Source organism: Alicycliphilus sp. T452 (assembly GCF_054512775.1).
The window spans coordinates 43133-61513 of sequence record NZ_JBTNEH010000010.1 but is presented as its reverse complement, the minus strand read 5'-3'; the positions used below and the strand labels follow the sequence as shown (position 1 = coordinate 61513).

17 protein-coding genes are annotated in these 18381 nt (G+C 68.4%); 6 read left to right on the top strand and 11 right to left on the bottom strand.

The features are described from left to right. Positions 1 to 5: 5 nt before the first annotated feature. Positions 6 to 1202 (top strand): MFS transporter, encoded by a 1197-nt coding sequence (locus ACX12L_RS10970; RefSeq protein WP_459262583.1) that lies wholly within the window; start codon positions 6 to 8, stop codon positions 1200 to 1202. Here ACX12L_RS10970 and ACX12L_RS10965 read toward each other — a convergent pair. Beyond that, complete coding sequence (locus ACX12L_RS10965; protein WP_013519084.1) at positions 1195 to 1743, bottom strand: NUDIX hydrolase; 549 nt, start codon at positions 1741 to 1743, stop codon at positions 1195 to 1197. The genes ACX12L_RS10970 and ACX12L_RS10965 overlap by 8 nt on opposite strands. Positions 1744 to 1810: 67 nt before the next feature. After that, positions 1811 to 2506, bottom strand: a complete 696-nt coding sequence (locus tag ACX12L_RS10960) for a fumarylacetoacetate hydrolase family protein (RefSeq protein WP_459262582.1) — start codon at positions 2504 to 2506, stop codon at positions 1811 to 1813. 114 nt (positions 2507 to 2620) lie between these two features. On the opposite strand from ACX12L_RS10960, the gene maiA reads away from it, so the two are divergent. Together maiA and pgeF are read left to right on the top strand one after the other, a co-directional pair. Further along, a complete protein-coding gene (maiA, locus tag ACX12L_RS10955) occupies positions 2621 to 3286 on the top strand; it encodes a maleylacetoacetate isomerase (RefSeq protein ID WP_459262581.1) in 666 nt (221 codons plus the stop codon). Continuing rightward, entirely contained in the window at positions 3279 to 4130 is an 852-nt protein-coding gene (gene pgeF, locus ACX12L_RS10950) for a peptidoglycan editing factor PgeF (RefSeq protein WP_459262580.1), read from the top strand. Before maiA ends, pgeF begins: the two co-directional genes overlap by 8 nt. On the opposite strand, the gene ACX12L_RS10945 is transcribed toward pgeF, so the two are convergent. Beyond that, positions 4047 to 4334, bottom strand: a complete 288-nt coding sequence (locus tag ACX12L_RS10945) for a hypothetical protein (RefSeq protein WP_459262579.1) — start codon at positions 4332 to 4334, stop codon at positions 4047 to 4049. The two genes, pgeF and ACX12L_RS10945, sit on opposite strands and share 84 nt — an antisense overlap. 157 nt (positions 4335 to 4491) lie before the next feature. On the opposite strand from ACX12L_RS10945, the gene ACX12L_RS10940 reads away from it, so the two are divergent. The 3 genes from ACX12L_RS10940 to phbB all read left to right on the top strand — a co-directional run bounded on the left by ACX12L_RS10940 (position 4492) and on the right by phbB (position 8374). Further along, positions 4492 to 6201, top strand: coding sequence for a PHA/PHB synthase family protein (locus tag ACX12L_RS10940; RefSeq protein ID WP_459262578.1), 1710 nt, complete (start codon positions 4492 to 4494; stop codon positions 6199 to 6201). A gap of 72 nt (positions 6202 to 6273) precedes the next feature. Further along, positions 6274 to 7452, top strand: a complete 1179-nt coding sequence (locus ACX12L_RS10935; protein WP_459262577.1) for an acetyl-CoA C-acetyltransferase — start codon at positions 6274 to 6276, stop codon at positions 7450 to 7452. A 184-nt stretch (positions 7453 to 7636) separates the two neighbouring features. Further along, positions 7637 to 8374, top strand: coding sequence for an acetoacetyl-CoA reductase (phbB, locus tag ACX12L_RS10930; protein WP_459262576.1), 738 nt, complete (start codon positions 7637 to 7639; stop codon positions 8372 to 8374). A 428-nt stretch (positions 8375 to 8802) separates the two neighbouring features. Here the strand turns inward: phbB and ACX12L_RS10925 are convergent, their stop codons facing one another. The 8 genes from ACX12L_RS10925 to ACX12L_RS10890 all read right to left on the bottom strand — a co-directional run bounded on the left by ACX12L_RS10925 (position 8803) and on the right by ACX12L_RS10890 (position 18269). After that, entirely contained in the window at positions 8803 to 10731 is a 1929-nt protein-coding gene (locus tag ACX12L_RS10925) for an ABC-F family ATP-binding cassette domain-containing protein (RefSeq protein ID WP_459262575.1), read from the bottom strand. Further along, positions 10728 to 11639 (bottom strand): 50S ribosomal protein L3 N(5)-glutamine methyltransferase, encoded by a 912-nt coding sequence (prmB, locus tag ACX12L_RS10920; protein WP_459262574.1) that lies wholly within the window; start codon positions 11637 to 11639, stop codon positions 10728 to 10730. Before prmB ends, ACX12L_RS10925 begins: the two co-directional genes overlap by 4 nt. Further along, a complete protein-coding gene (gene dapE / locus ACX12L_RS10915; RefSeq protein WP_459262573.1) occupies positions 11636 to 12811 on the bottom strand; it encodes a succinyl-diaminopimelate desuccinylase in 1176 nt (391 codons plus the stop codon). The genes prmB and dapE overlap by 4 nt, the downstream gene beginning before the upstream one ends. Before the next feature lie 23 nt (positions 12812 to 12834). Continuing rightward, a complete protein-coding gene (locus ACX12L_RS10910; RefSeq protein WP_459262572.1) occupies positions 12835 to 13998 on the bottom strand; it encodes a PilT/PilU family type 4a pilus ATPase in 1164 nt (387 codons plus the stop codon). 61 nt (positions 13999 to 14059) lie between these two features. Further along, the gene (gene dapD / locus ACX12L_RS10905; RefSeq protein ID WP_459262571.1) at positions 14060 to 14884 is read right to left on the bottom strand and encodes a 2,3,4,5-tetrahydropyridine-2,6-dicarboxylate N-succinyltransferase; all 825 of its coding nucleotides are present in this window, start codon (positions 14882 to 14884) and stop codon (positions 14060 to 14062) included. Positions 14885 to 14891: 7 nt separating this feature from the next. Beyond that, on the bottom strand, positions 14892 to 16094 hold the full coding sequence (gene dapC / locus ACX12L_RS10900; protein WP_459262570.1) for a succinyldiaminopimelate transaminase: 1203 nt from the start codon (positions 16092 to 16094) through the stop codon (positions 14892 to 14894). A gap of 146 nt (positions 16095 to 16240) precedes the next feature. Then, positions 16241 to 16939 carry an electron transport complex subunit RsxB gene (rsxB, locus tag ACX12L_RS10895; RefSeq protein WP_459262569.1) on the bottom strand — a complete coding sequence of 233 codons (699 nt, stop codon included), beginning with the start codon at positions 16937 to 16939 and terminating at the stop codon, positions 16241 to 16243. A 13-nt stretch (positions 16940 to 16952) separates the two neighbouring features. Next, on the bottom strand, positions 16953 to 18269 hold the full coding sequence (locus ACX12L_RS10890; RefSeq protein ID WP_459262568.1) for a polyhydroxyalkanoate depolymerase: 1317 nt from the start codon (positions 18267 to 18269) through the stop codon (positions 16953 to 16955). Positions 18270 to 18381 lie beyond the last annotated feature (112 nt).

Below are 18381 nucleotides of genomic sequence, written 5' to 3'. Positions count from 1 at the left end.
CGCCCATGCAGCCACCACGGCAAGCCCCGCGCGCGCGCATCCCCGCCGCCGTGTGGGCGCTGGGCCTGGTCAGCATGCTGATGGACATCTCCTCCGAGATGATCCACAGCCTGCTGCCCATGTTCATGGTGGGCACGCTGGGCATGTCTGCCCTCGCGGTCGGCCTCGTCGAGGGCCTGGCAGAGGCCACGGCGCTGATGGTCAAGGTGTTCTCGGGCGCGCTCAGCGACTATTTCGGACGGCGCAAGGGCCTGGCGCTGCTGGGCTACGCCCTGGGCGCCTTCACCAAGCCGCTGTTCGCCATGGCCTCGGGCGCGGGCCTGGTCCTGGCCGCGCGCCTGATCGACCGCGTAGGCAAGGGCGTGCGCGGCGCGCCGCGCGACGCGCTGGTGGCCGACATCACGCCTCCCGAGATCCGTGGCGCGGCCTTTGGCCTGCGCCAGTCGCTGGACACGGTGGGCGCCTTCGTCGGCCCCCTGCTGGCCACCGGCCTGATGCTGCTGTGGGCGGACGACTTCCGCGCCGTGTTCTGGGTGGCCGTGGTGCCGGGCCTGCTGGCGGTGGCCGTGCTGGCGCTGGGCGTGCGCGAGCCCGAACGGCACGAGGGCGCGCGCCGCACCAACCCGATACGGCGCGGGAACATGCGCCGCCTGGGGCCCGCCTACTGGTGGGTGGTGGCCGTGGGGGCCCTGTTCACGCTGGCGCGGTTCAGCGAGGCCTTTCTGGTGCTGCGCGCGCAGCAGGCCGGCATTGCCATGGCGCTGGTGCCGCTGGTGATGGCGGCCATGAACCTGGTCTACGCGGCCGCGGCCTATCCGTTCGGCTGGCTGTCGGACCGCGTCGGCCACACGCGCCTGCTGGCCTGGGGCCTGGTCGTGCTGATCGTGGCGGACGCGCTTCTGGCCACGGCCCAGCATTGGAGCATGGTGATCGCGGGCGTGGCGGCGTGGGGCATCCACATGGGCATGACGCAGGGCCTGCTGGCCACCATGGTGGCCAACGCGGCGCCGGCGGACCTGCGCGGCACGGCCTATGGCGTGTTCAACCTGGCCAGCGGCCTGGCCATGCTGGCGGCCAGCGTGATCGCCGGGCTGCTGTGGGAGACGATGGGGCCGGCTGCGACCTTCTGGGCCGGCGGCGCGTTCGCGGCGCTGTGCCTGGCCGGGCTGGGCCGCCGGCGCGGGAGCGGCGCTCTCAGGTGATGTCCACGCAGTGCACGCCGAAGCGCCCCGCGCGGCGGTCGGCGAAGAAGCGCTCCAGCGTCTTCTTGACCGTGCGGAACGAGATCTCGTCCCAGGGGATCTCGTCCTCGGTGAACAGGCGCGCCTCGATGGTCTCGTGGCCGGGGTCGAAGCGGTCGCTCAGCAGCGTGGCCAGGTAGAAGATGTGGACCTGGCCCACCTGCGGCACGTTCAGCAGCGAGAACAGCGGTCCCAGCTCGATCTGGGCGCCGGCCTCCTCGTCGGTCTCGCGCGCCGCGCCTTGCTCCGTGGTCTCGTCGAGCTCCATGAAGCCGGCGGGCAGCGTCCACTTGCCCCAGCGCGGCTCGATGTTGCGCTTGCACAGCAGCACGCGCTCGCCCAGCACCGGCACCGTGCCCACCACCATCAGCGGGTTCTCGTAGTGGATGGTGCCGCAGACCGGGCAGACGGCGCGCTCGCGCGTGTCGCCGTCGCCGGGCAGGCGGTAGGCCACGGCCGCGCCGCATTCGCGGCAGTGCTTGATGGGGCGGCGGAAAATCATCGGGTTTCTATGGTCAAAATGCCTTCAAGCGCTTGTGTGGCAAGCGCCGGCAGCTATTCTTGTTGAATCAGACCAGCGCCACGCGCAGCCGGCCCAGGCCATCGATGCCGCCCTCCAGCACGTCGCCGCGCACCACGGCGCCCACGCCCTCGGGCGTGCCCGTGAAGATCAGGTCGCCGGGCTGCAGCTCCCAGGCGGCCGACAGGTGCTCGATGGTCTCGGCAATGTTCCAGATCAGCTGATCGACCGTGCTGCGTTGGCGGTCGGCGCCGTTGACCTGCAGCCAGATCGCGGCGCGCTCCACGTCGCCCGCCTGCGCGGCGGGCGTGATGGGGCCGATGGGCGCGCCGGCGTCGAAGCCCTTGCCGATGCACCAGGGGCGGCCCTGCTTCTTCATCTCGCCCTGCAGGTCGCGGCGCGTCATGTCCAGGCCCACGGCGTAGCCCCAGATGTGCTGGCGCGCATCGGCCGCCGCGATGTTCCTGCCGCCCTTGCCGATGGCCACCACCAGCTCGATCTCGTGGTGCAGGTCCTTGGTGAGCGAGGGGTAGGGCATGCTGCCCGTCTCGCCCGCGTTCACGGGCAGCACGGCGTCGGCCGGCTTCATGAAAAAGAAGGGCGGCTCGCGGCCGGTGAAGCCCATCTCCTTGGCATGCTCGGCATAGTTGCGGCCCACGCAGTAGATGCGGTGCACGGGAAAGCGATCGGCCGATCCCAGCACGGGAACGCTGGCCTGGACGGGGGCGGGAATCACATAGCTCATGGTTTTCTGACGCTTTTTTCGGGACGTGTGGAGGACGGATGCAGTGTGCCACGGTGCGGGCCTTCCCATGGGCGGCTGGGCGCATTTCGCCCTGCTGGCTTATGCTGCGGCCACATGAAGCTCTACAACTATTTCCGCTCCTCGGCATCGTTTCGCGTGCGCATCGCGCTGGAGCTCAAGGGCCTGCCCTATGACTACGTGCCCGTGCACCTGCAGAAGGGCGAGCAGCGGGCCCCGGCCTATGCCGGCCGCCTGGGCGACGCGCTGGTGCCGGCGCTGCAGACCGATGACGGGCACCTGCTCGCGCAGTCCATGGCCATCATCGAATACCTGGACGAAACCCACCCCGAGCCGCCGCTGCTGCCCGGCGACGCCCTGGCGCGCGCCCACGTGCGGGCGCTGGCGCAGATGGTGGCCTGCGAGATCCACCCGCTGAACAACCTGCGCGTGCTCAAGTACCTCAAGCACCAGCTGAAGGTGCCGGACGCGGCCAAGGACGACTGGTACCACCACTGGGTGCGCCAGGGCCTGGAGGCCTTCGAGCGCCAGCTGGCGCTGCTGGACCGGGAGCGCGCCGCCGCGGGCCTGGCGCCCTCGCGCCTGTGCTGGGGCGACGCGCCCACGCTGGCCGACTGCTGCCTGGTGCCGCAGATCTTCAACGGCCAGCGCTTCGGCGTGGACCTGGGCGGCCTGCCGCGCACCATGGCCGCGTTCGAGGCCTGCATGCAGCTGCCGGCCTTCCAGCGCGCCCAGCCCAGCGCCTGCCCGGACCATGAGTGAGCCCGTGGCGCACCCCGTTCCCCACGACTGGCTGCAGCCCGACTGGCCGGCCCCCGCCCACGTGCGTGCGCTGTGCACCACGCGCAACGGCGGCGTGAGCGCGCCGCCGTACGACAGCTTCAACCTGGGCCGCTACGTGGGCGACGCCCCCGAGGCCGTGCAGGCCAACTGGGCCGCGCTGCAGGCGGCCCTGGGCGCCGGGGGGCGGCCCGTGCGGCCGGTGTACCTGCGCCAGGTGCACGGCACGGACGTGCTGCCGCTCGACGAGGACACGCCCGAGGGCGCCGACGCCGACGCCTGCACCACCCGGGCGCGGGGCGTGGCCTGCATCGTCATGGCGGCGGACTGCCTGCCCGTGCTCTTCACCGACCGCGCGGGCACGCGCGTGGCGGCCGCCCATGCGGGCTGGCGCGGCCTGGCCGCGGGGGTGCTGGAAAAGACCTTGGAGCATTTTCTCGCCCCAGGCCATGCGGGGCAAGCGCCGGCAGCTATCGAAGATGAAGCACCGCGATTGCCCGGCGACGTGATCGCCTGGCTGGGCCCCTGCATAGGCCCGCAGGCCTTCGAGGTCGGCCCCGAGGTGCGCGAGGCCTTCTGCGCGCAGGACCCGCAGGCCGCCCGGCATTTCAGGCCCCATGGCGGCGAGGGCAAGCTGCTGGCCGATCTGGCGGGGCTGGCGCGCCAGCGCCTGCGCGAGCAGGGCGTGACGGCGCTCTACGGCAACGACGGCTCGCCCGCCTGGTGCACCGTGGGCAACCCCTCACGGTTCTTTTCGCACCGGCGCGACACTCCCGCGCTCGGCACCAGCGGACGCATGGCCGCCTGCATCTGGCTGGCCGGCTGATTCCGCTGCCTCGGCCCGCTCGCGTGCCCGGATGGCACGCTTGCGCGCCGGCGTACCCAGGATGTAGAGCACGATGGAAATGGGTAGAAGCCCGTAGAGCACAAAGGTGACGATGGCGCCCAGTACCGTGCCCTGCGTGGACAGGCCTTCGGCCACGGCCATCAAAACGGTCACATACAACCACCCGATAAGCACCAAGTACATGTTTAAATCCTGAGAACGCACGGATTGTGACCGGCAGGCGACTGCACCGTGAACCCAAAGCCCCGCGGCACTGCCGCGGATTGCCGAGCCGGGGGTGGCTCGGCAACAATCGAGAGCCTTGCCCGTACCGGGCATATTTAATGGAGACAGCAGCAGCATGAATGACCAAACAGACTGGACCGAAAGCGCCCGGCAGTTCCAGCAGATACTCGGCGAGAGCTGGGGCAAGGCAGTACAGATGCTGCAGCCAGGGGAACTGGGCAAGGCCATGTCCATGCCGCCCTCCACCGCGGTGAGCTTCGCGGCCGACAAGCTCGCCGCGCTGCAGCAGCAGTACATGGAAGATGCGCGCGCGCTGTGGGGCCAGGGCCTGCATTCCCAGCCGTCGAAGACCAGCGACCGGCGCTTCGCCGGGGAGAACTGGGCGCACAACCCGCTGTCGGCCTTCTCCGTGGCGGCCTACCAGCTGCAGGCCCGCGCCCTCATGGGGCTGGCCGATGCCGTGGAAGCCGACGAAAAGACCCGTGCGCGCATCCGCTTCAGCGTGGAGCAATGGCTGGCCGCCATGGCGCCCAGCAACTTCCTGGCCCTCAATGCCGACGCGCAGAAGAAAGCGCTGGAAACCCATGGCGAGAGCATCGCCAAGGGCGTGGCCAACCTGCTGCACGACATGCGCCAGGGCCATATCTCCATGACCGACGAGAGCCGGTTCGAGGTGGGCCGCAACGTGGCCACCACCGAAGGCGCGGTGGTGTTCGAGAACGACCTGTTCCAGCTTCTCGAATACAAGCCGCTCACGCCCAAGGTGTACGAGCGGCCCTTCCTCATGGTGCCGCCGTGCATCAACAAGTACTACATCCTCGACCTGCAGCCCGAGAACTCGCTGATCCGCCACGCCGTGGCCCAGGGCCACCGCACCTTCGTGGTGAGCTGGCGCAACCCGGACGCATCGCTCGCGCAAAAGACCTGGGACAACTACATCGAGGACGCCGTGCTCACGGCCATCGCCACCGTGCAGAAGATTGCCGGGGTCGAGCAGATCAACACCCTGGGCTTCTGCGTGGGCGGCACCATGCTGGCCAACGGGCTGGCGGTGCTGGCCGCGCGCGGCCAGGACAGCGTGGCCAGCGCCACCTTCCTCACCACGCTCATCGACTTCGGCGACACCGGCATCCTCGACGTGTTCATCGACGAGAACTTCGTGCGCCTGCGCGAGATGCAGATGGGGCAGGGCGGGCTCATGAAGGGCCAGGACCTGGCCTCCACCTTCAGCTTCCTGCGCCCCAACGAGCTGGTGTGGAACTACGTGGTCGACAACTACCTCAAGGGCCAGACGCCGCCGCCCTTCGACCTGCTGTACTGGAACAGCGACAGCACCAACCTGCCCGGGCCGTACTACGCCTGGTACCTGCGCAACTTCTACCTGGAAAACAACCTCGTCAAGCCCGGCGTGCTGACCGTGTCCGGCGAAAGCCTGGATATGTCCAAGGTCAAGCTGCCCGTGTACTTCTACGGTTCGCGCGAAGACCACATCGTGCCTGTCTCCGCGGCCTACGCATCCACCCAGGTGCTGCCCGGCAAGAAGCGCTTCGTCATGGGCGCCTCGGGCCATATCGCGGGCGTGATCAACCCGCCGGCGAAGAAAAAGCGCAGCCACTGGGTGCGCGAGGACGGCAAGCTGCCTCCCACCCTGAACGAATGGCTGTCCGGCGCGACCGAGCTGCCCGGCAGCTGGTGGGACGATTGGTGCGACTGGCTCAAGGGCCACGCGGGAAAGCAGATCGCCGCACCCAAGAGCTATGGCAAGGCGCCGCATTTCAAGGCCATAGAACCGGCGCCGGGACGCTACGTCAGGCAAAAGGCCTGACCTGCCACCGGTAGCATTTTTTATTCGCCTGCGGCGCGGCGCCTGCAGGCATCACTGCAAAGAGGACTCACCATGGAAGACATCGTCATCGTTTCCGCCGTGCGCACACCCGTGGGCAAGTTTGGCGGCGCACTCGCCAAGACCGCGGCCACGGATCTGGGCGCCCTTGTGATTCGCGAGGCCCTGGCGCGCGCGCGCGTCGCGCCGGACCAGGTGGGCGAGGTCATCATGGGCCAGGTGCTCGCCGCGGGCTGCGGCCAGAACCCCGCGCGCCAGGCCATGATCAAGGCCGGCGTGGCCAAGGAAACCCCCGCGCTCACGATCAACGCGGTGTGCGGCTCGGGCCTGAAGGCCGTCATGCTCGCCGCCCAGGCCGTCGCCACGGGCGACAGCGAGATCGCGGTGGCCGGCGGCCAGGAGAACATGAGCCTGGCGCCCCACGTGCTCAATGGCTCTCGCGAGGGCCAGCGCATGGGCGACTGGAAGCTGACCGACACCATGATCGTGGACGGCCTGTGGGACGTCTACAACCAGTACCACATGGGCATCACGGCCGAGAACGTGGCCAAGGCCTACGGCATCACGCGCGAGATGCAGGACGCGCTGGCCCTGGCCAGCCAGCAGAAGGCCGCCGCCGCCCAGGACGCCGGCCGCTTCGCCGACGAGATCGTCGGCGTCTCGCTGCCGCAGAAAAAGGGCGACCCCATCCTGTTCAATGCCGACGAATACCTCAACCGCAAGACCAGCGCCGATGCGCTGGCGGGCCTGCGCCCGGCATTCGACAAGGCAGGCACGGTGACGGCGGGCAATGCCTCGGGCATCAACGACGGCGCCGCCGCCGTGGTGGTGATGAGCGCCAAGAAGGCCGCCGCCCTGGGCCTGAAGCCGCTGGCGCGCATCGCCGCCTACGGCACGGCGGGCCTGGACCCCGCCACCATGGGCATGGGGCCCGTGCCCGCATCGCGCAAGGCCTTGCAGCGCGCCGGCTGGAACGCGGCCGACGTGGACCTGTTCGAGCTCAACGAGGCCTTCGCCGCCCAGGCCTGCGCGGTGAACAAGGAGCTGGCGATCGACCCGGCACGCGTCAACGTCAACGGCGGTGCTATCGCCATCGGCCACCCCATCGGGGCCTCGGGCTGCCGCGTACTGGTCACCCTGCTGCACGAGATGCAGCGCCGCAACGCCGCCAAGGGGCTGGCCGCCCTGTGCATCGGCGGCGGCATGGGTGTCTCCATGGCCCTGGAGCGCTGAGAAACGCCGCCCTATCTCGGCGTGGGCTTGGCGCAAGAACCTGTTCGAAGCCCGCGCCGAGCCGCACATCATGCCCGATCCTTGCGCCGGGATGGAAATTCCTTTGTGCGCGTTTTTCCCTTAGGAACGGGTCTGATTTTTGGGTAGAGTGATAACCGTTTCATCCACAAAACAGGAGCACATAATGAGCCAGAAAGTCGCATACGTAACGGGAGGCATGGGTGGGATTGGCACTGCCATTTGCCAACGCCTGCACCGGGAAGGGATGAAGGTCATCGCGGGCTGCGGCCCTACCCGCGACTATGAAAAGTGGCTGAACGAACAAAAGGCGCTGGGCTATACCTTCTACGCCTCGGCCGGCAACGTGGGCGAATGGGATTCCACGGTGCAAGCCTTCGCCAAGGCCAAGGCCGAGCACGGCAGCATCGACGTGCTGGTCAACAACGCCGGCATCACGCGCGACCGCATGTTCGTGAAGATGACGCGGGAGGACTGGGACGCCGTCATCGAGACCAACCTCAACAGCATGTTCAACGTGACCAAGCAGGTCGTGGGCGACATGGTGGAAAAGGGCTGGGGCCGCATCATCAACATCTCCAGCGTGAACGGCGAAAAGGGCCAGGCCGGCCAGACCAACTACTCGGCCGCCAAGGCCGGCATGCACGGCTTTTCCATGGCGCTGGCGCAGGAGCTCGCGACCAAGGGCGTGACGGTGAACACCGTGAGCCCGGGCTACATCGGCACGGACATGGTCAAGGCCATCCGTCCCGAGGTGCTGGAGAAGATCGTCGGCACCGTGCCCGTCAAGCGCCTGGGCGAGCCCAGCGAAATCGCCTCCATCGTTGCCTGGCTGGCCTCGGATGAGGGCGGCTATGCCACCGGCGCCGATTTCTCCGTCAACGGCGGCCTGCACATGCGCTGACGGCCCAGGCATGCCCGCTGCTTCGTGCGGGCATGCGCAAAGCAAAAAGGAACGTGCCGGCACGTTCCTTTTTTTATGGAGAACCGAGGCGCGGGGCGCTGGTTCGGGGTCCTGAATAATGCCTATCGAAGAGGGGCGCTCAAATAAGCCCGCCGGCGGGCCTGCCCACGCTCTTACAGACGGCTCGGGGCGCGCTTGCGGTCGCGTTCGTCTTCGGGCCAGGCAGAGAGCATTGCGGTCATGGTCATAGGGATAACTCCTTAGATGTATCCACAACGCGGTCTCCTGGCGCGGCGTTGACATGCACTCGCAAAAAAATGCAACCCCCGAAGGGTGGTCGCAATTGCTCCTGATAGGAGAGCAAAAAGCGCTTTATGGGCAAGCGCTAAGGGCGAATCGCACCTGGCATGGGAAGGCGCGCGGATCGCTCATTGCCCCAATTCCTCCAGCGCGGCGGACACATCCAGCCACCTTTCCTCGAGGTGTTCGACCTCTTCGATGCAGGTTTTCAGGCGCCGGCCGCATTCCGCGATCTCGGCGGGGGGCAGTTGCTGCATCAGACGCTCTTCCAGTTGCGCCTTCTCCTGGGCCAGCAGTTCCAGGCGCTGGTCTATGGCCTCCCGTTCGCGCTTCAAGGGGCGGGTCTTTTCGGCCAGCTGCTGCCGCGCCTGGGCCTCCTGGCGGCGCTGCTCGCGCGCGTCGGGAGCGGGCGCGGCCGCGGGCGCCGGGGCGGCGGCGCGGGCCTGCTCGCGCAGGCGCCTGGATTCGTCGAGCAGGTAGCGCTGGTAGTCGTCCAGGTCGCCGTCGAACGGCCCGACCTGCCCGCGGCCCACGAGCCAGAATTCGTCGCACACGGAGCGCAGCAGGGCGCGGTCGTGGCTGACCAGCATCACCGTGCCCTCGAACTCGTTGAGCGCCATGGCCAGCGCCTCGCGCGTGGCCAGGTCCAGGTGGTTGGTGGGCTCGTCCAGCAGCAGCAGGTTGGGGCGCTGCCAGACGATCATGGCCAGCACCAGGCGCGCCTTCTCGCCGCCGCTCATGCTGCCCACGCTCTGCAGCACCATGTCGCCGCTGAAGTTGAAGCTGCCCAGGAAGTTGCGCAGGTCCTGCTCGCGCGCGTCCTGCTGCAGCTCGCGCGCCAGGCGGACCATGTGCGCCAGCGGGTGGTCGCCGGGGTGCAGCACGTCCAGCTCCTGCTGGGCGAAGTAGCCGATGGCGAGGCCCTTGCCCTCGGTAACCTTGCCGCCCAGGGGCGCCAGGGTCCGGGCGATGGTCTTGACCAGGGTGGACTTGCCCTGGCCGTTGGCGCCCAGGATGCCTATGCGCTGGCCCGCCAGCACGGTGCGGCTGACGCCGCTCAGAATGGTTTTCTCGCTGCCGTCCTCGGCGCGGTAGCCGAAGGCCGCGTCGGTCAGCGCCAGCATGGGGTTGGGCAGGTTGGCGGGTTCCTGGAATTCGAAGGTGAATTCGGCGCTCGCCAGCACGGGGGCGATCCTTTCCATGCGCTCCAGTGCCTTCACGCGGCTTTGCGCCTGGCGCGCCTTGGTGGCCTTGGCCTTGAAGCGGTCGATGAACTTCTGCAGGTGGGCGATCTTGGTCTGCTGGCGCTCGAACGCGGCCTGCTGCAGCGTGAGCTGCTGAGCGCGCAGTTCCTCGAACTGGCTGTAGTTGCCGCCGTAGCGCGTGAGCTGGGCGTTGTCGATGTGCAGCGTGACCTGGGTCACGGCGTCGAGGAATTCGCGGTCGTGGCTGATGACGATGAGCGTGCCCTCGTAGCGCTTGAGCCAGGCTTCGAGCCAGACCAGCGCATCCAGGTCCAGGTGGTTGGTGGGCTCGTCGAGCAGCAGCAGGTCGCTGGGGCACATGAGGGCGCGCGCCAGCTGCAGGCGCATGCGCCAGCCGCCGGAGAAGCTGTTGACGGGCCTGTCGAGTTCGGCCACCTGGAAGCCCAGGCCCTGGATCAGCGCCTGGGCGCGCGCCGGCGCGTCGTGCGCGCCGGCGTCCGCCAGGTCGGCGTGCGCCTGGGCAATGGCCATGCCGTCGCCCGACTGCTCCGCTTTTTGAAGCTGCTCACGCAGCTGGGACAAGCGCGTATCGCCATCGAGCACGAAATCCGTGGCCGGCTGGCCAGTCTCGGGCATGTGCTGCGCCACCTGCGCCATGCGCCACTGCGGGGGCATGGAGAAGTCGCCGCCGTCCTCGTGCAGCGTGCCGTTGAGGAGTGCGAAGAGGGTGGACTTGCCGGCGCCGTTGCGCCCCACGAGGCCGACTTTCTCGCCGGGGTTGATGGTGGCGGAAACGCCGTCGAGCAGCACCTTGCTGCCGCGGCGCAAGGTGACGTTTTTCAAGGAAATCATGGTTTGAAATCAAGCAGGGCCGCACGCGTGATGAGCAGCACCTGTTCGTCTCCCGCGCTGGTTGGCAGCCAGAACACGGGCAATTGCGGAAAGGCCGCCTCGAAGTTGGCGTGCTCGTTGCCGATCTCCAGCACCAGCACGGCGTCCTCCGTCATGCAGGCGGGGGCTTCGCGCAGCAGGCGGCGGATGAAGTCCATGCCGTCGCTGCCGCCGGCCAGCGCCAGCTCGGGTTCGGCGCGGTATTCGGCGGGCAGCTCGGACATGCTCTGCGCGTTCACGTAGGGCGGGTTGCACAGGATCAGGTCCCAGGGGCCGGGCACGGCGGCCAGGCCGTCCGACTGCACGAGAGTGATGCGCCCCTGCAGGCCGTGCCGCTCGACGTTGATGCGCGCCACGGCGAGCGCGTCGGGCGAGAGGTCGGCGCCGGTCACCCGCACCTCGGGCCAGGCCAGCGCCGCGAGCACGGCCAGGCTGCCGTTGCCGCTGCACAGGTCCAGCACGTTCGTCGTGCGGTCGGTCAGCCAGTCGTCGATGCTGCCGTCGGCCAGGATCTCGGCGATGAAGCTGCGCGGCACGATGGCGCGCTCGTCCACGTAGAACGGCACGCCCACCAGCCAGGCTTCGCGCGTGAGGTAGGCGGCGGGCTTGCGCGTGGCGATGCGTTCTTCGAAAAGCGTAGCTACCAGCGCTTGGTTGGCGGGCGTTACGGGCTGATTTGCCACAGAATCCGGCGCGTCCTCGTCGAGCGCGCTGTCCAGTGGCAGGCCCAGGCGCCACAGCACCAGCCAGGCGGCCTCGTCGTGCGCATTGGCGGTGCCGTGGCCGAAGGCCACGCCGGCCCGGGCCAGCTGCTGCGCGCCGCTGGCGATCAGCGCGCCCACGGTGGCGCCGTGCACGGCCGACGTCATGCCGCTGCCTGCGCGTTGAGGTTTTCGAGCGTGCGGCGGTAGATGTTCTTGAGCGGCTCGATGTCCGTCAGGCGGATGTTCTCGTCGATCTTGTGGATGCTGTCGTTGGGCGGGCCGAGCTCGACCACCTGCGGGCAGATCTGCGCGATGAAGCGCCCGTCGCTGGTGCCGCCGGTGGTGGACAGCTCGGTCGTGAGGCCCGTCTCGGCATGGATGGCCTGCTGCACGGCGCCGACCAGCTCGCCCGGCGTGGTCAGGAAGGGCTGGCCGCCCAGCGTCCAGGCCAGGTCGTATTCCAGGCCGTGGCGGTCGAGCACCGCGTGCACGCGCTTCTGCAGGCTCTCGGCCGTGGATTCGGTGCAGAAGCGGAAGTTGAAATCGATGACCACCTGGCCCGGGATGACGTTGGTCGCGCCCGTGCCGCCGTGGATGTTGCTCATCTGCCAGCTGGTCGGCGGAAAGAAGGCGTTGCCCTGGTCCCAGACGGTGGCGGCCAGTTCGGCCAGCGCGGGCACGGCCTGGTGGATGGGGTTGCGCGCGAGCTGCGGGTAGGCGATGTGGCCCTGCACGCCGCGGACGGTGAGCCTGCCCGACAGCGTGCCGCGGCGGCCGTTCTTGATCATGTCGCCCGTGCTCTGCACGGAGGTGGGCTCGCCCACGATGCACCAGTCCAGGCGCTCGCCGCGCGCGCGCAGCTGCTCGACGACCACCTTGGTGCCGTCCACCGACGGGCCTTCCTCGTCGCTGGTGAGCAGGAAGGCGATGGCGATGGCCGGCGTGGGCGTGGCGGCCAGGAACTCCTCCACGGCCACGACGAAGGCGGCGATGGAGGTCTTCATGTCGCTGGCGCCGCGCCCGTACAGGCGGCCGTCGCGCTGCGTGGGCGTGAACGGCGCGCTGCTCCACTGCTCCACGGGGCCCGTGGGCACGACGTCGGTATGGCCGGCGAAAACTACCGTTTTGATAGCTGCTTTCCCTTGGCTGACGGGCGCCACAGCCCGTTTTGCCCATAGATTGCTGACGTGGAAGGAGGGCGGCCCGCTGTCCAGCCGCTCGCAGGCGAAGCCCAGGGGCGCGAGGCGCCCGGCCAGCAGGTCGAGGCAGCCTGCGTCCTCGGGCGTGACGGAGGGGCGGGCGATGAGTTGTTCGGTCAGCAGCAGGGTGGGGGACATCGGACAGGTCAATGGGTGGCGCTTCAAACGGGCTTGACGTCCAGCACGATCTCGGTGAACGAGGGTTCGTCGTCCTCGGGCGGCTGGCTCGCCTCCTGTTGGGCCTGCGCGGCCTTGGCGGCGATGGAGAAGTCGTTTTGCAGGCGCCACATGAGGTTGGTGGGCGAGTCGGCGTAGGCCATGCCTTCCTTGCGGTCGATCTTGTCGCTGAGGATCAGGTGCGCCAGTGCCTCCTCGAAGGTCTGCGAGCCTTCGGCCATGGATTTTTCCATGGCGTCGCGCACGCCGGAGAAGTTGCCCTGCTCGACCAGGTCGGCCACCAGCTTGGTGTTGAGCATGACCTCCGTGGCCGGCAGGCGCTCGCCCGTCTTGGTGCGCACCAGGCGCTGCGAGACGATGGCCTTGAGCGCCGAGGCCAGGTCGCCCAGCATGGTGGAGCGCACCTCGACGGGGTAGAACGACAGGATGCGGTTGAGCGCGTGGTAGCTGTTGTTGCCGTGCAGCGTGGCCAGGCACAGGTGGCCCGACTGGGCGTAGGCGATGGCGGACGACATGGTCTCGCGGTCGCGGATCTCGCCGATCAGGATCACGTCGGGCGCCTGGCGCAGCGCGTTCTTCAGCGCCGTCTGCAGCGACTGCGTGTCGCCGCCGATCTCGCGCTGGTTGACGATGGAGCGCTTGTTCTTGAACTGGTACTCGACCGGATCCTCCACGGTGAGGATGTGGCCGGTCATGGCCTCGTTGCGCTCGTCGATCATGGCGGCGAGCGTCGTGCTCTTGCCCGAGCCCGTGGCGCCCACGACCAGGATCAGGCCGCGCTTTTCCATGATGAGCGCGCTGAGCACCGGCGGCAGGTTCAGCGAGGACAGCTTCGGGATCTCCTGCGCGATGAAGCGGATCACCACCGCGTAGGTGCCGCGCTGGCGCATGGCGCTGATACGAAAGCGCCCCACGCCCGGGAGCGGCACGCCCATGTTGAGCTCGCCCGTCTCCTCCAGTTCCTCGATGCGCTCGGGCGGCACGACCTCGGCCAGCAGGTTCCTGGGCGCGTCGGGCGGCAGGATCTGGCTGTTGATGGGCACGCACTCGCCGTTGATCTTGATCAGCGCCGGTGCGTTGGCCGACAGGTAGACGTCGGAAGCCCTTTTCTCGCCCATGAGGCGCAAGATCCGCTCCATCGTGCTCATGCTCGCTCCCTCTCTCGTGGTCGTTGTCGTGCGCGGCCGCCGATCGGCTGGCCCGTGCGCGTCAGTCGCGCAGCAGGTCGTTCAGGCTGGTGGTGGAACGCGTCTTGGCGTCCACCTTCTTGACGATGATGGCGGCGTACATGCTGTAGCGGCCGCCGTCCTTGGGCAGGTTGCCGCTGACCACCACCGAGCCCGCGGGCACGCGGCCGTAGATCGTCTCGCCCGTGGCGCGGTCGTAGATGGGAGTGCTCTGGCCGATGTACACGCCCATGGAGATGACGGAGTTCTCCTCGACGACCACGCCCTCCACGATCTCGGAGCGCGCGCCGATGAAGCAGTTGTCCTCGATGATGGTGGGGCCGGCCTGCAGCGGCTCGAGCACCCCGCCCAGGCCCACGCCGCCCGACAGGTGCACGTTCTTGCCCACCTGCGCGCACGAGCCGACGGTGGCCCAGGTGTCGACCATGGTGCCCTCGTCCACGTAGGCGCCGATGTTCACGTAGCTGGGCATCAGGATCGCGCCCTTGGCGATGAAGCTGCCGCGGCGGGCCACGGCCGGCGGCACCACGCGCACACCGGTGGCGGCCATTTCGTCGGGCGTGAGGTGGGAGAACTTCGTCGGCACCTTGTCGAAGAAGGCCAGGTCGCCGGCCTTCATGAGGGCGTTGTCCTTCAGGCGGAAGGACAGCAGCACGGCCTTCTTGATCCACTGGTGCACGGTCCAGCGGCCCACGCCTTCGCGCGTGGCCACGCGCAGCCGGCCGTTGTCGAGCTCGGAGATCACGTGTTCCACGGCGTCCACGACCTCCTTCGGTGCGGAGGCGGGGGAAAGGCTTGCGCGGTTGTCCCAGGCGTTGTCGATCAGGGTCTGCAGTTGTTGACTCATGGTGAGCTCAGATACGGGATTGGATGAATTGCACGATGCGCCGGGCGGCCTGCTCGCATTCCTCGGCCTCGGCCACGAGGGCCATGCGCACGCGCTGGGCGCCGGGGTTGGCGCCGTTCACGTCGCGCGCCAGATAGCTGCCCGGCAGTACCGTCACATTGTATTGAGCCAGCAGTGCCCGGGCGAACTCGGTGTCGCTCATGCCCAGGGCGTCGGGCACCCTGGCCCAGAGGTAGAAGCCCGCGTCGGGCAGGCCCACCTGCATGACCTGGGCCAGCATGGGCGTGACCTGGGCGAACTTGCGGCGGTACAGGTCGCGGTTTTCCTGCACATGCGCCTCGTCGTTCCAGGCGGCGATGCTCGCGGCCTGCACGGCCGGCCCCATGGCGCTGCCGTGGTAGGTGCGGTAGAGCAGGAAGGCCTTGACGAGCGTGGCATCGCCGGCCACGAAGCCGCTGCGCAGGCCCGGCACGTTGCTGCGCTTGGACAGGCTGGTGAAGGCGAGCAGGTTGCGGTAGTCCGTGCGGCCCAGGCGGTGCGCGGCCTCCAGGCCGCCGAGCGGGGGCTCGCCCTGGAAATAGATCTCGCTGTAGCACTCGTCCGAGGCGATCACGAAGCCGTAGCGGTCGCTCAGCGCGAACAGTTTTTCCCACTCCGTGAGCGGCATCACGGCGCCCGTGGGGTTGCCCGGCGAGCAGGTGAACAGCAGCTGCGTGCGCTGCCACACGCTCTCGGGCACGCTGTCCCAGTCCACGGCGAAGTTGCGCGCCGGGTCGCTGGGCGTGTAGTGCGGCGTGGCGCCCGCCAGCAGCGCGGCGCCCTCGTAGATCTGGTAGAAGGGGTTGGGGCAGACCACGGTCGCGCCGGGGCGGGACGCATCCACTACCGTCTGGGCAAAGGCGAACAGCGCCTCGCGCGAGCCGTTGACGGGCAGCACCTGCGTGGCCGGGTCCACGGCGACGCCGTAGCGCCGCTGCATCCAGCCCGCGCAGGCCTCGCGCAGGCGCGGCTCGCCCAGGGTGGACGGGTAGCTCGCCAGGCCCGCCAGCCCCTCGGCCAGCGCATCCTTGATGAACTGCGGCGTGGCGTGGCGCGGCTCGCCGATGCCCAGGCTGATGGGACTGTGCTGGGCCGAGGGCGTGACCCCCGCGAAAAGCTGTCGCAGCCGCTCGAACGGGTAGGGCTGCAATAAGGAGAGCAGGGGATTCATAGGAGGGTGATTATCGGGGAGGGCGGCCGCGCGCGCTGCAGGCCCGGCGCGGAAGACACCCGGGCCGTATCGGTTTTCCAATCGCGCATCGCGCCCCTTGCGCGCAGCGTGGGGAAAGGGGGAGGCGCGGCCAAGCCGCTTGGGCTTCAGCCGTGCTCGGCGCGTTGTGCCCGGGCGCGCGCCAGTGCGGCGGCGATCGCGGCATGCTTGGAGCCGTGCGGCATGGGCACGGCATGGGCGTCGGCCCCGGGCCGGCCCTCGCCCGGCGCCGCACTGGCCTGCGCCAGTGCTGCCTGGGTTTCCTGTTCCTCGTGCCGCAGGCGTTCCTGCCGCGCTCCATAGCGCACGCGCGCCTGTTCGGCCTGCTGTGCGGACCAGGCGGCCCAGCCGGTGGCCTGGCCGCTGGCGTTTTCCATGCGGATGCAGTCCACCGGGCACGCGGGCAGGCACAGCTCGCACCCCGTGCAATGGGGAGCGATCACGGTATGCATGCGCTTGTTCAGGCCCAGGATGGCATCCGTGGGGCAGGCCTTGATGCACAGCGTGCAGCCTATGCACCAGTTCTCGTCGATGACGGCCACGGCGCGGGGCGCCTCCTGGCCATGGGCGGCGCTCAGCGGCAGCTCGGGCCGGCCGGTGATTGCCGCCAGTCGCGCCACGCCCTGGGCCCCGCCCGGAGGGCATTGGTTGATGCCGGCCTCGCCGCTGGCCACAGCGCGCGCGTAGGCCGCGCAGTCAGGGTAGCCGCAGCGCGTGCACTGGGTCTGGGGCAGGGCCGCGTCTATGCGTTCGGCCAGCGCCCGCAGCGTCGCAGCCGGTAACAACGAGGCCTCCGCCAGGGCCATGATGCCGTTCCGTTCAGGTACCGGTGCGCGCGCGGCGCACGCGTGCCGCCGCGCCGGAGGGCTGACCGGGCTGATTGGCGCGAATGAAGTCACGCACCTTGGCATACACATGCTTGCGCCAGCGGCGGCCGCTGAAGATGCCGTAGTGGCCCGCGCCCTTGACCTCGTAGTGCATGCGATGCTCGGCCGCGATGCCGGAGCACAGGCCCTGGGCCGCTTCTGTCTGGCCGCTGCCGGAGATGTCGTCGAGTTCGCCCTCGATGGTCAGCAGGGCCGTGTTGGAGATGTCCTGCGGACACACGCGCTCGAGCTTGCCTTCGGGCGAGCGCACGTCCCAGGTACCATTGACCAGGCTGTAGTCCTGGAACACGGTCTTGATGGTTTCGAGGTAATAGTTGGCGTCCATGTCGAGCACGGCGTTGTACTCGTCATAGAACTTGCGGTGCGCCTCGGCGCTCGCGTCATCGCCCCGGATCAGGTTCTTGAAATAGTCGTAGTGGCTGGTTGCGTGGCGGTCCGGGTTCATGGCCACGAAGCCTATGTGCTGCATGAAGCCCGGGTAGACGCGGCGCCCCGCGCCCGGGAAGCTGCTGGGCACGCGGTAGATGACATTGTTTTCGAACCACTGGTAGCTGCGCTTGGTGGCCAGGGTGTTCACTGTCGTGGGCGAGCGGCGGGCGTCGATCGGTCCGCCCATCATGGTCATGGACAGCGGCGTGGTCTCGCCACGGCTGGCCATGAGCGAGACGGCGGCCAGCACGGGCACCGTAGGCTGGCACACGCTCATCACATGGCAGTTGCCATACTTGAGCTGCAGGTGGCGGACGAATTCCTGCACATAGTTGACATAGTCGTCGAGGTGGAACTCCCCCTCGGACATAGGCACCAGGCGCGCATTCTTCCAGTCGGTGATGTAGACCTTGTGGTCTTCGAGCATGGAGCGCACGGTATCGCGCAGCAGCGTGGCGTAGTGCCCGGACAGGGGCGCGACGACGAGCACCACGGGCTGCTCCTTGAGCTTGAGCAGGGTGTCGGGGTCGTCTGAGAAGCGCTTGAACCGGCGCAGCTCGCAAAATGGCTTGTCGATCTCCACGCGCTCGTGGATGGCGCAGCTCACGCCGTCCACATCGATGGTGCGGATGCCGAATTGGGGTTTTTCGTAGTCCTTGCCCAGTCGGAACAGCAACTCGTAGCCAGCCGACATGCGGTGCGCCAGTTGTGTTTCGCTGAAGGGAGACAGCGGATTGCTATAGAACTTGGCGGCCGCTTGCGCCAAGTCGGCGAAGGGCTCCATAAGGGTGCGCTGGGTTTCGTAGATGGTGTACAGCATGGGGATGTGCAAATTATGTTGCAGTGCACAATATATTAGTACCTGCACGGTCCGATGCGTAGGGGGAAACACTCAAGCAACGTCGCCTACGCGACAAAATTTGGACTTATTT

Bases quoted from the DNA above. Each gene is read 5' to 3' on its own strand.
- ACX12L_RS10935 (WP_459262577.1), top strand. From the start codon at position 6,274: ATGGAAGACATCGTCATCGTTTCCGCCGTGCGCACACCCGTGGGCAAG.
- rsxB (WP_459262569.1), bottom strand. From the start codon at position 16,939: ATGGCCCTGGCGGAGGCCTCGTTGTTACCGGCTGCGACGCTGCGGGCG.
- ACX12L_RS10965 (WP_013519084.1), bottom strand. From the start codon at position 1,743: ATGATTTTCCGCCGCCCCATCAAGCACTGCCGCGAATGCGGCGCGGCC.
- ACX12L_RS10945 (WP_459262579.1), bottom strand. From the start codon at position 4,334: ATGTACTTGGTGCTTATCGGGTGGTTGTATGTGACCGTTTTGATGGCC.
- ACX12L_RS10890 (WP_459262568.1), bottom strand. From the start codon at position 18,269: ATGCTGTACACCATCTACGAAACCCAGCGCACCCTTATGGAGCCCTTC.
- dapC (WP_459262570.1), bottom strand. From the start codon at position 16,094: ATGAATCCCCTGCTCTCCTTATTGCAGCCCTACCCGTTCGAGCGGCTG.
- ACX12L_RS10910 (WP_459262572.1), bottom strand. From the start codon at position 13,998: ATGAGCACGATGGAGCGGATCTTGCGCCTCATGGGCGAGAAAAGGGCT.
- pgeF (WP_459262580.1), top strand. From the start codon at position 3,279: ATGAGTGAGCCCGTGGCGCACCCCGTTCCCCACGACTGGCTGCAGCCC.
- maiA (WP_459262581.1), top strand. From the start codon at position 2,621: ATGAAGCTCTACAACTATTTCCGCTCCTCGGCATCGTTTCGCGTGCGC.
- ACX12L_RS10960 (WP_459262582.1), bottom strand. From the start codon at position 2,506: ATGAGCTATGTGATTCCCGCCCCCGTCCAGGCCAGCGTTCCCGTGCTG.
- dapE (WP_459262573.1), bottom strand. From the start codon at position 12,811: ATGTCCCCCACCCTGCTGCTGACCGAACAACTCATCGCCCGCCCCTCC.
- ACX12L_RS10940 (WP_459262578.1), top strand. From the start codon at position 4,492: ATGAATGACCAAACAGACTGGACCGAAAGCGCCCGGCAGTTCCAGCAG.
- prmB (WP_459262574.1), bottom strand. From the start codon at position 11,639: ATGACGTCGGCCGTGCACGGCGCCACCGTGGGCGCGCTGATCGCCAGC.
- ACX12L_RS10925 (WP_459262575.1), bottom strand. From the start codon at position 10,731: ATGATTTCCTTGAAAAACGTCACCTTGCGCCGCGGCAGCAAGGTGCTG.
- phbB (WP_459262576.1), top strand. From the start codon at position 7,637: ATGAGCCAGAAAGTCGCATACGTAACGGGAGGCATGGGTGGGATTGGC.
- dapD (WP_459262571.1), bottom strand. From the start codon at position 14,884: ATGAGTCAACAACTGCAGACCCTGATCGACAACGCCTGGGACAACCGC.
- ACX12L_RS10970 (WP_459262583.1), top strand. From the start codon at position 6: ATGCAGCCACCACGGCAAGCCCCGCGCGCGCGCATCCCCGCCGCCGTG.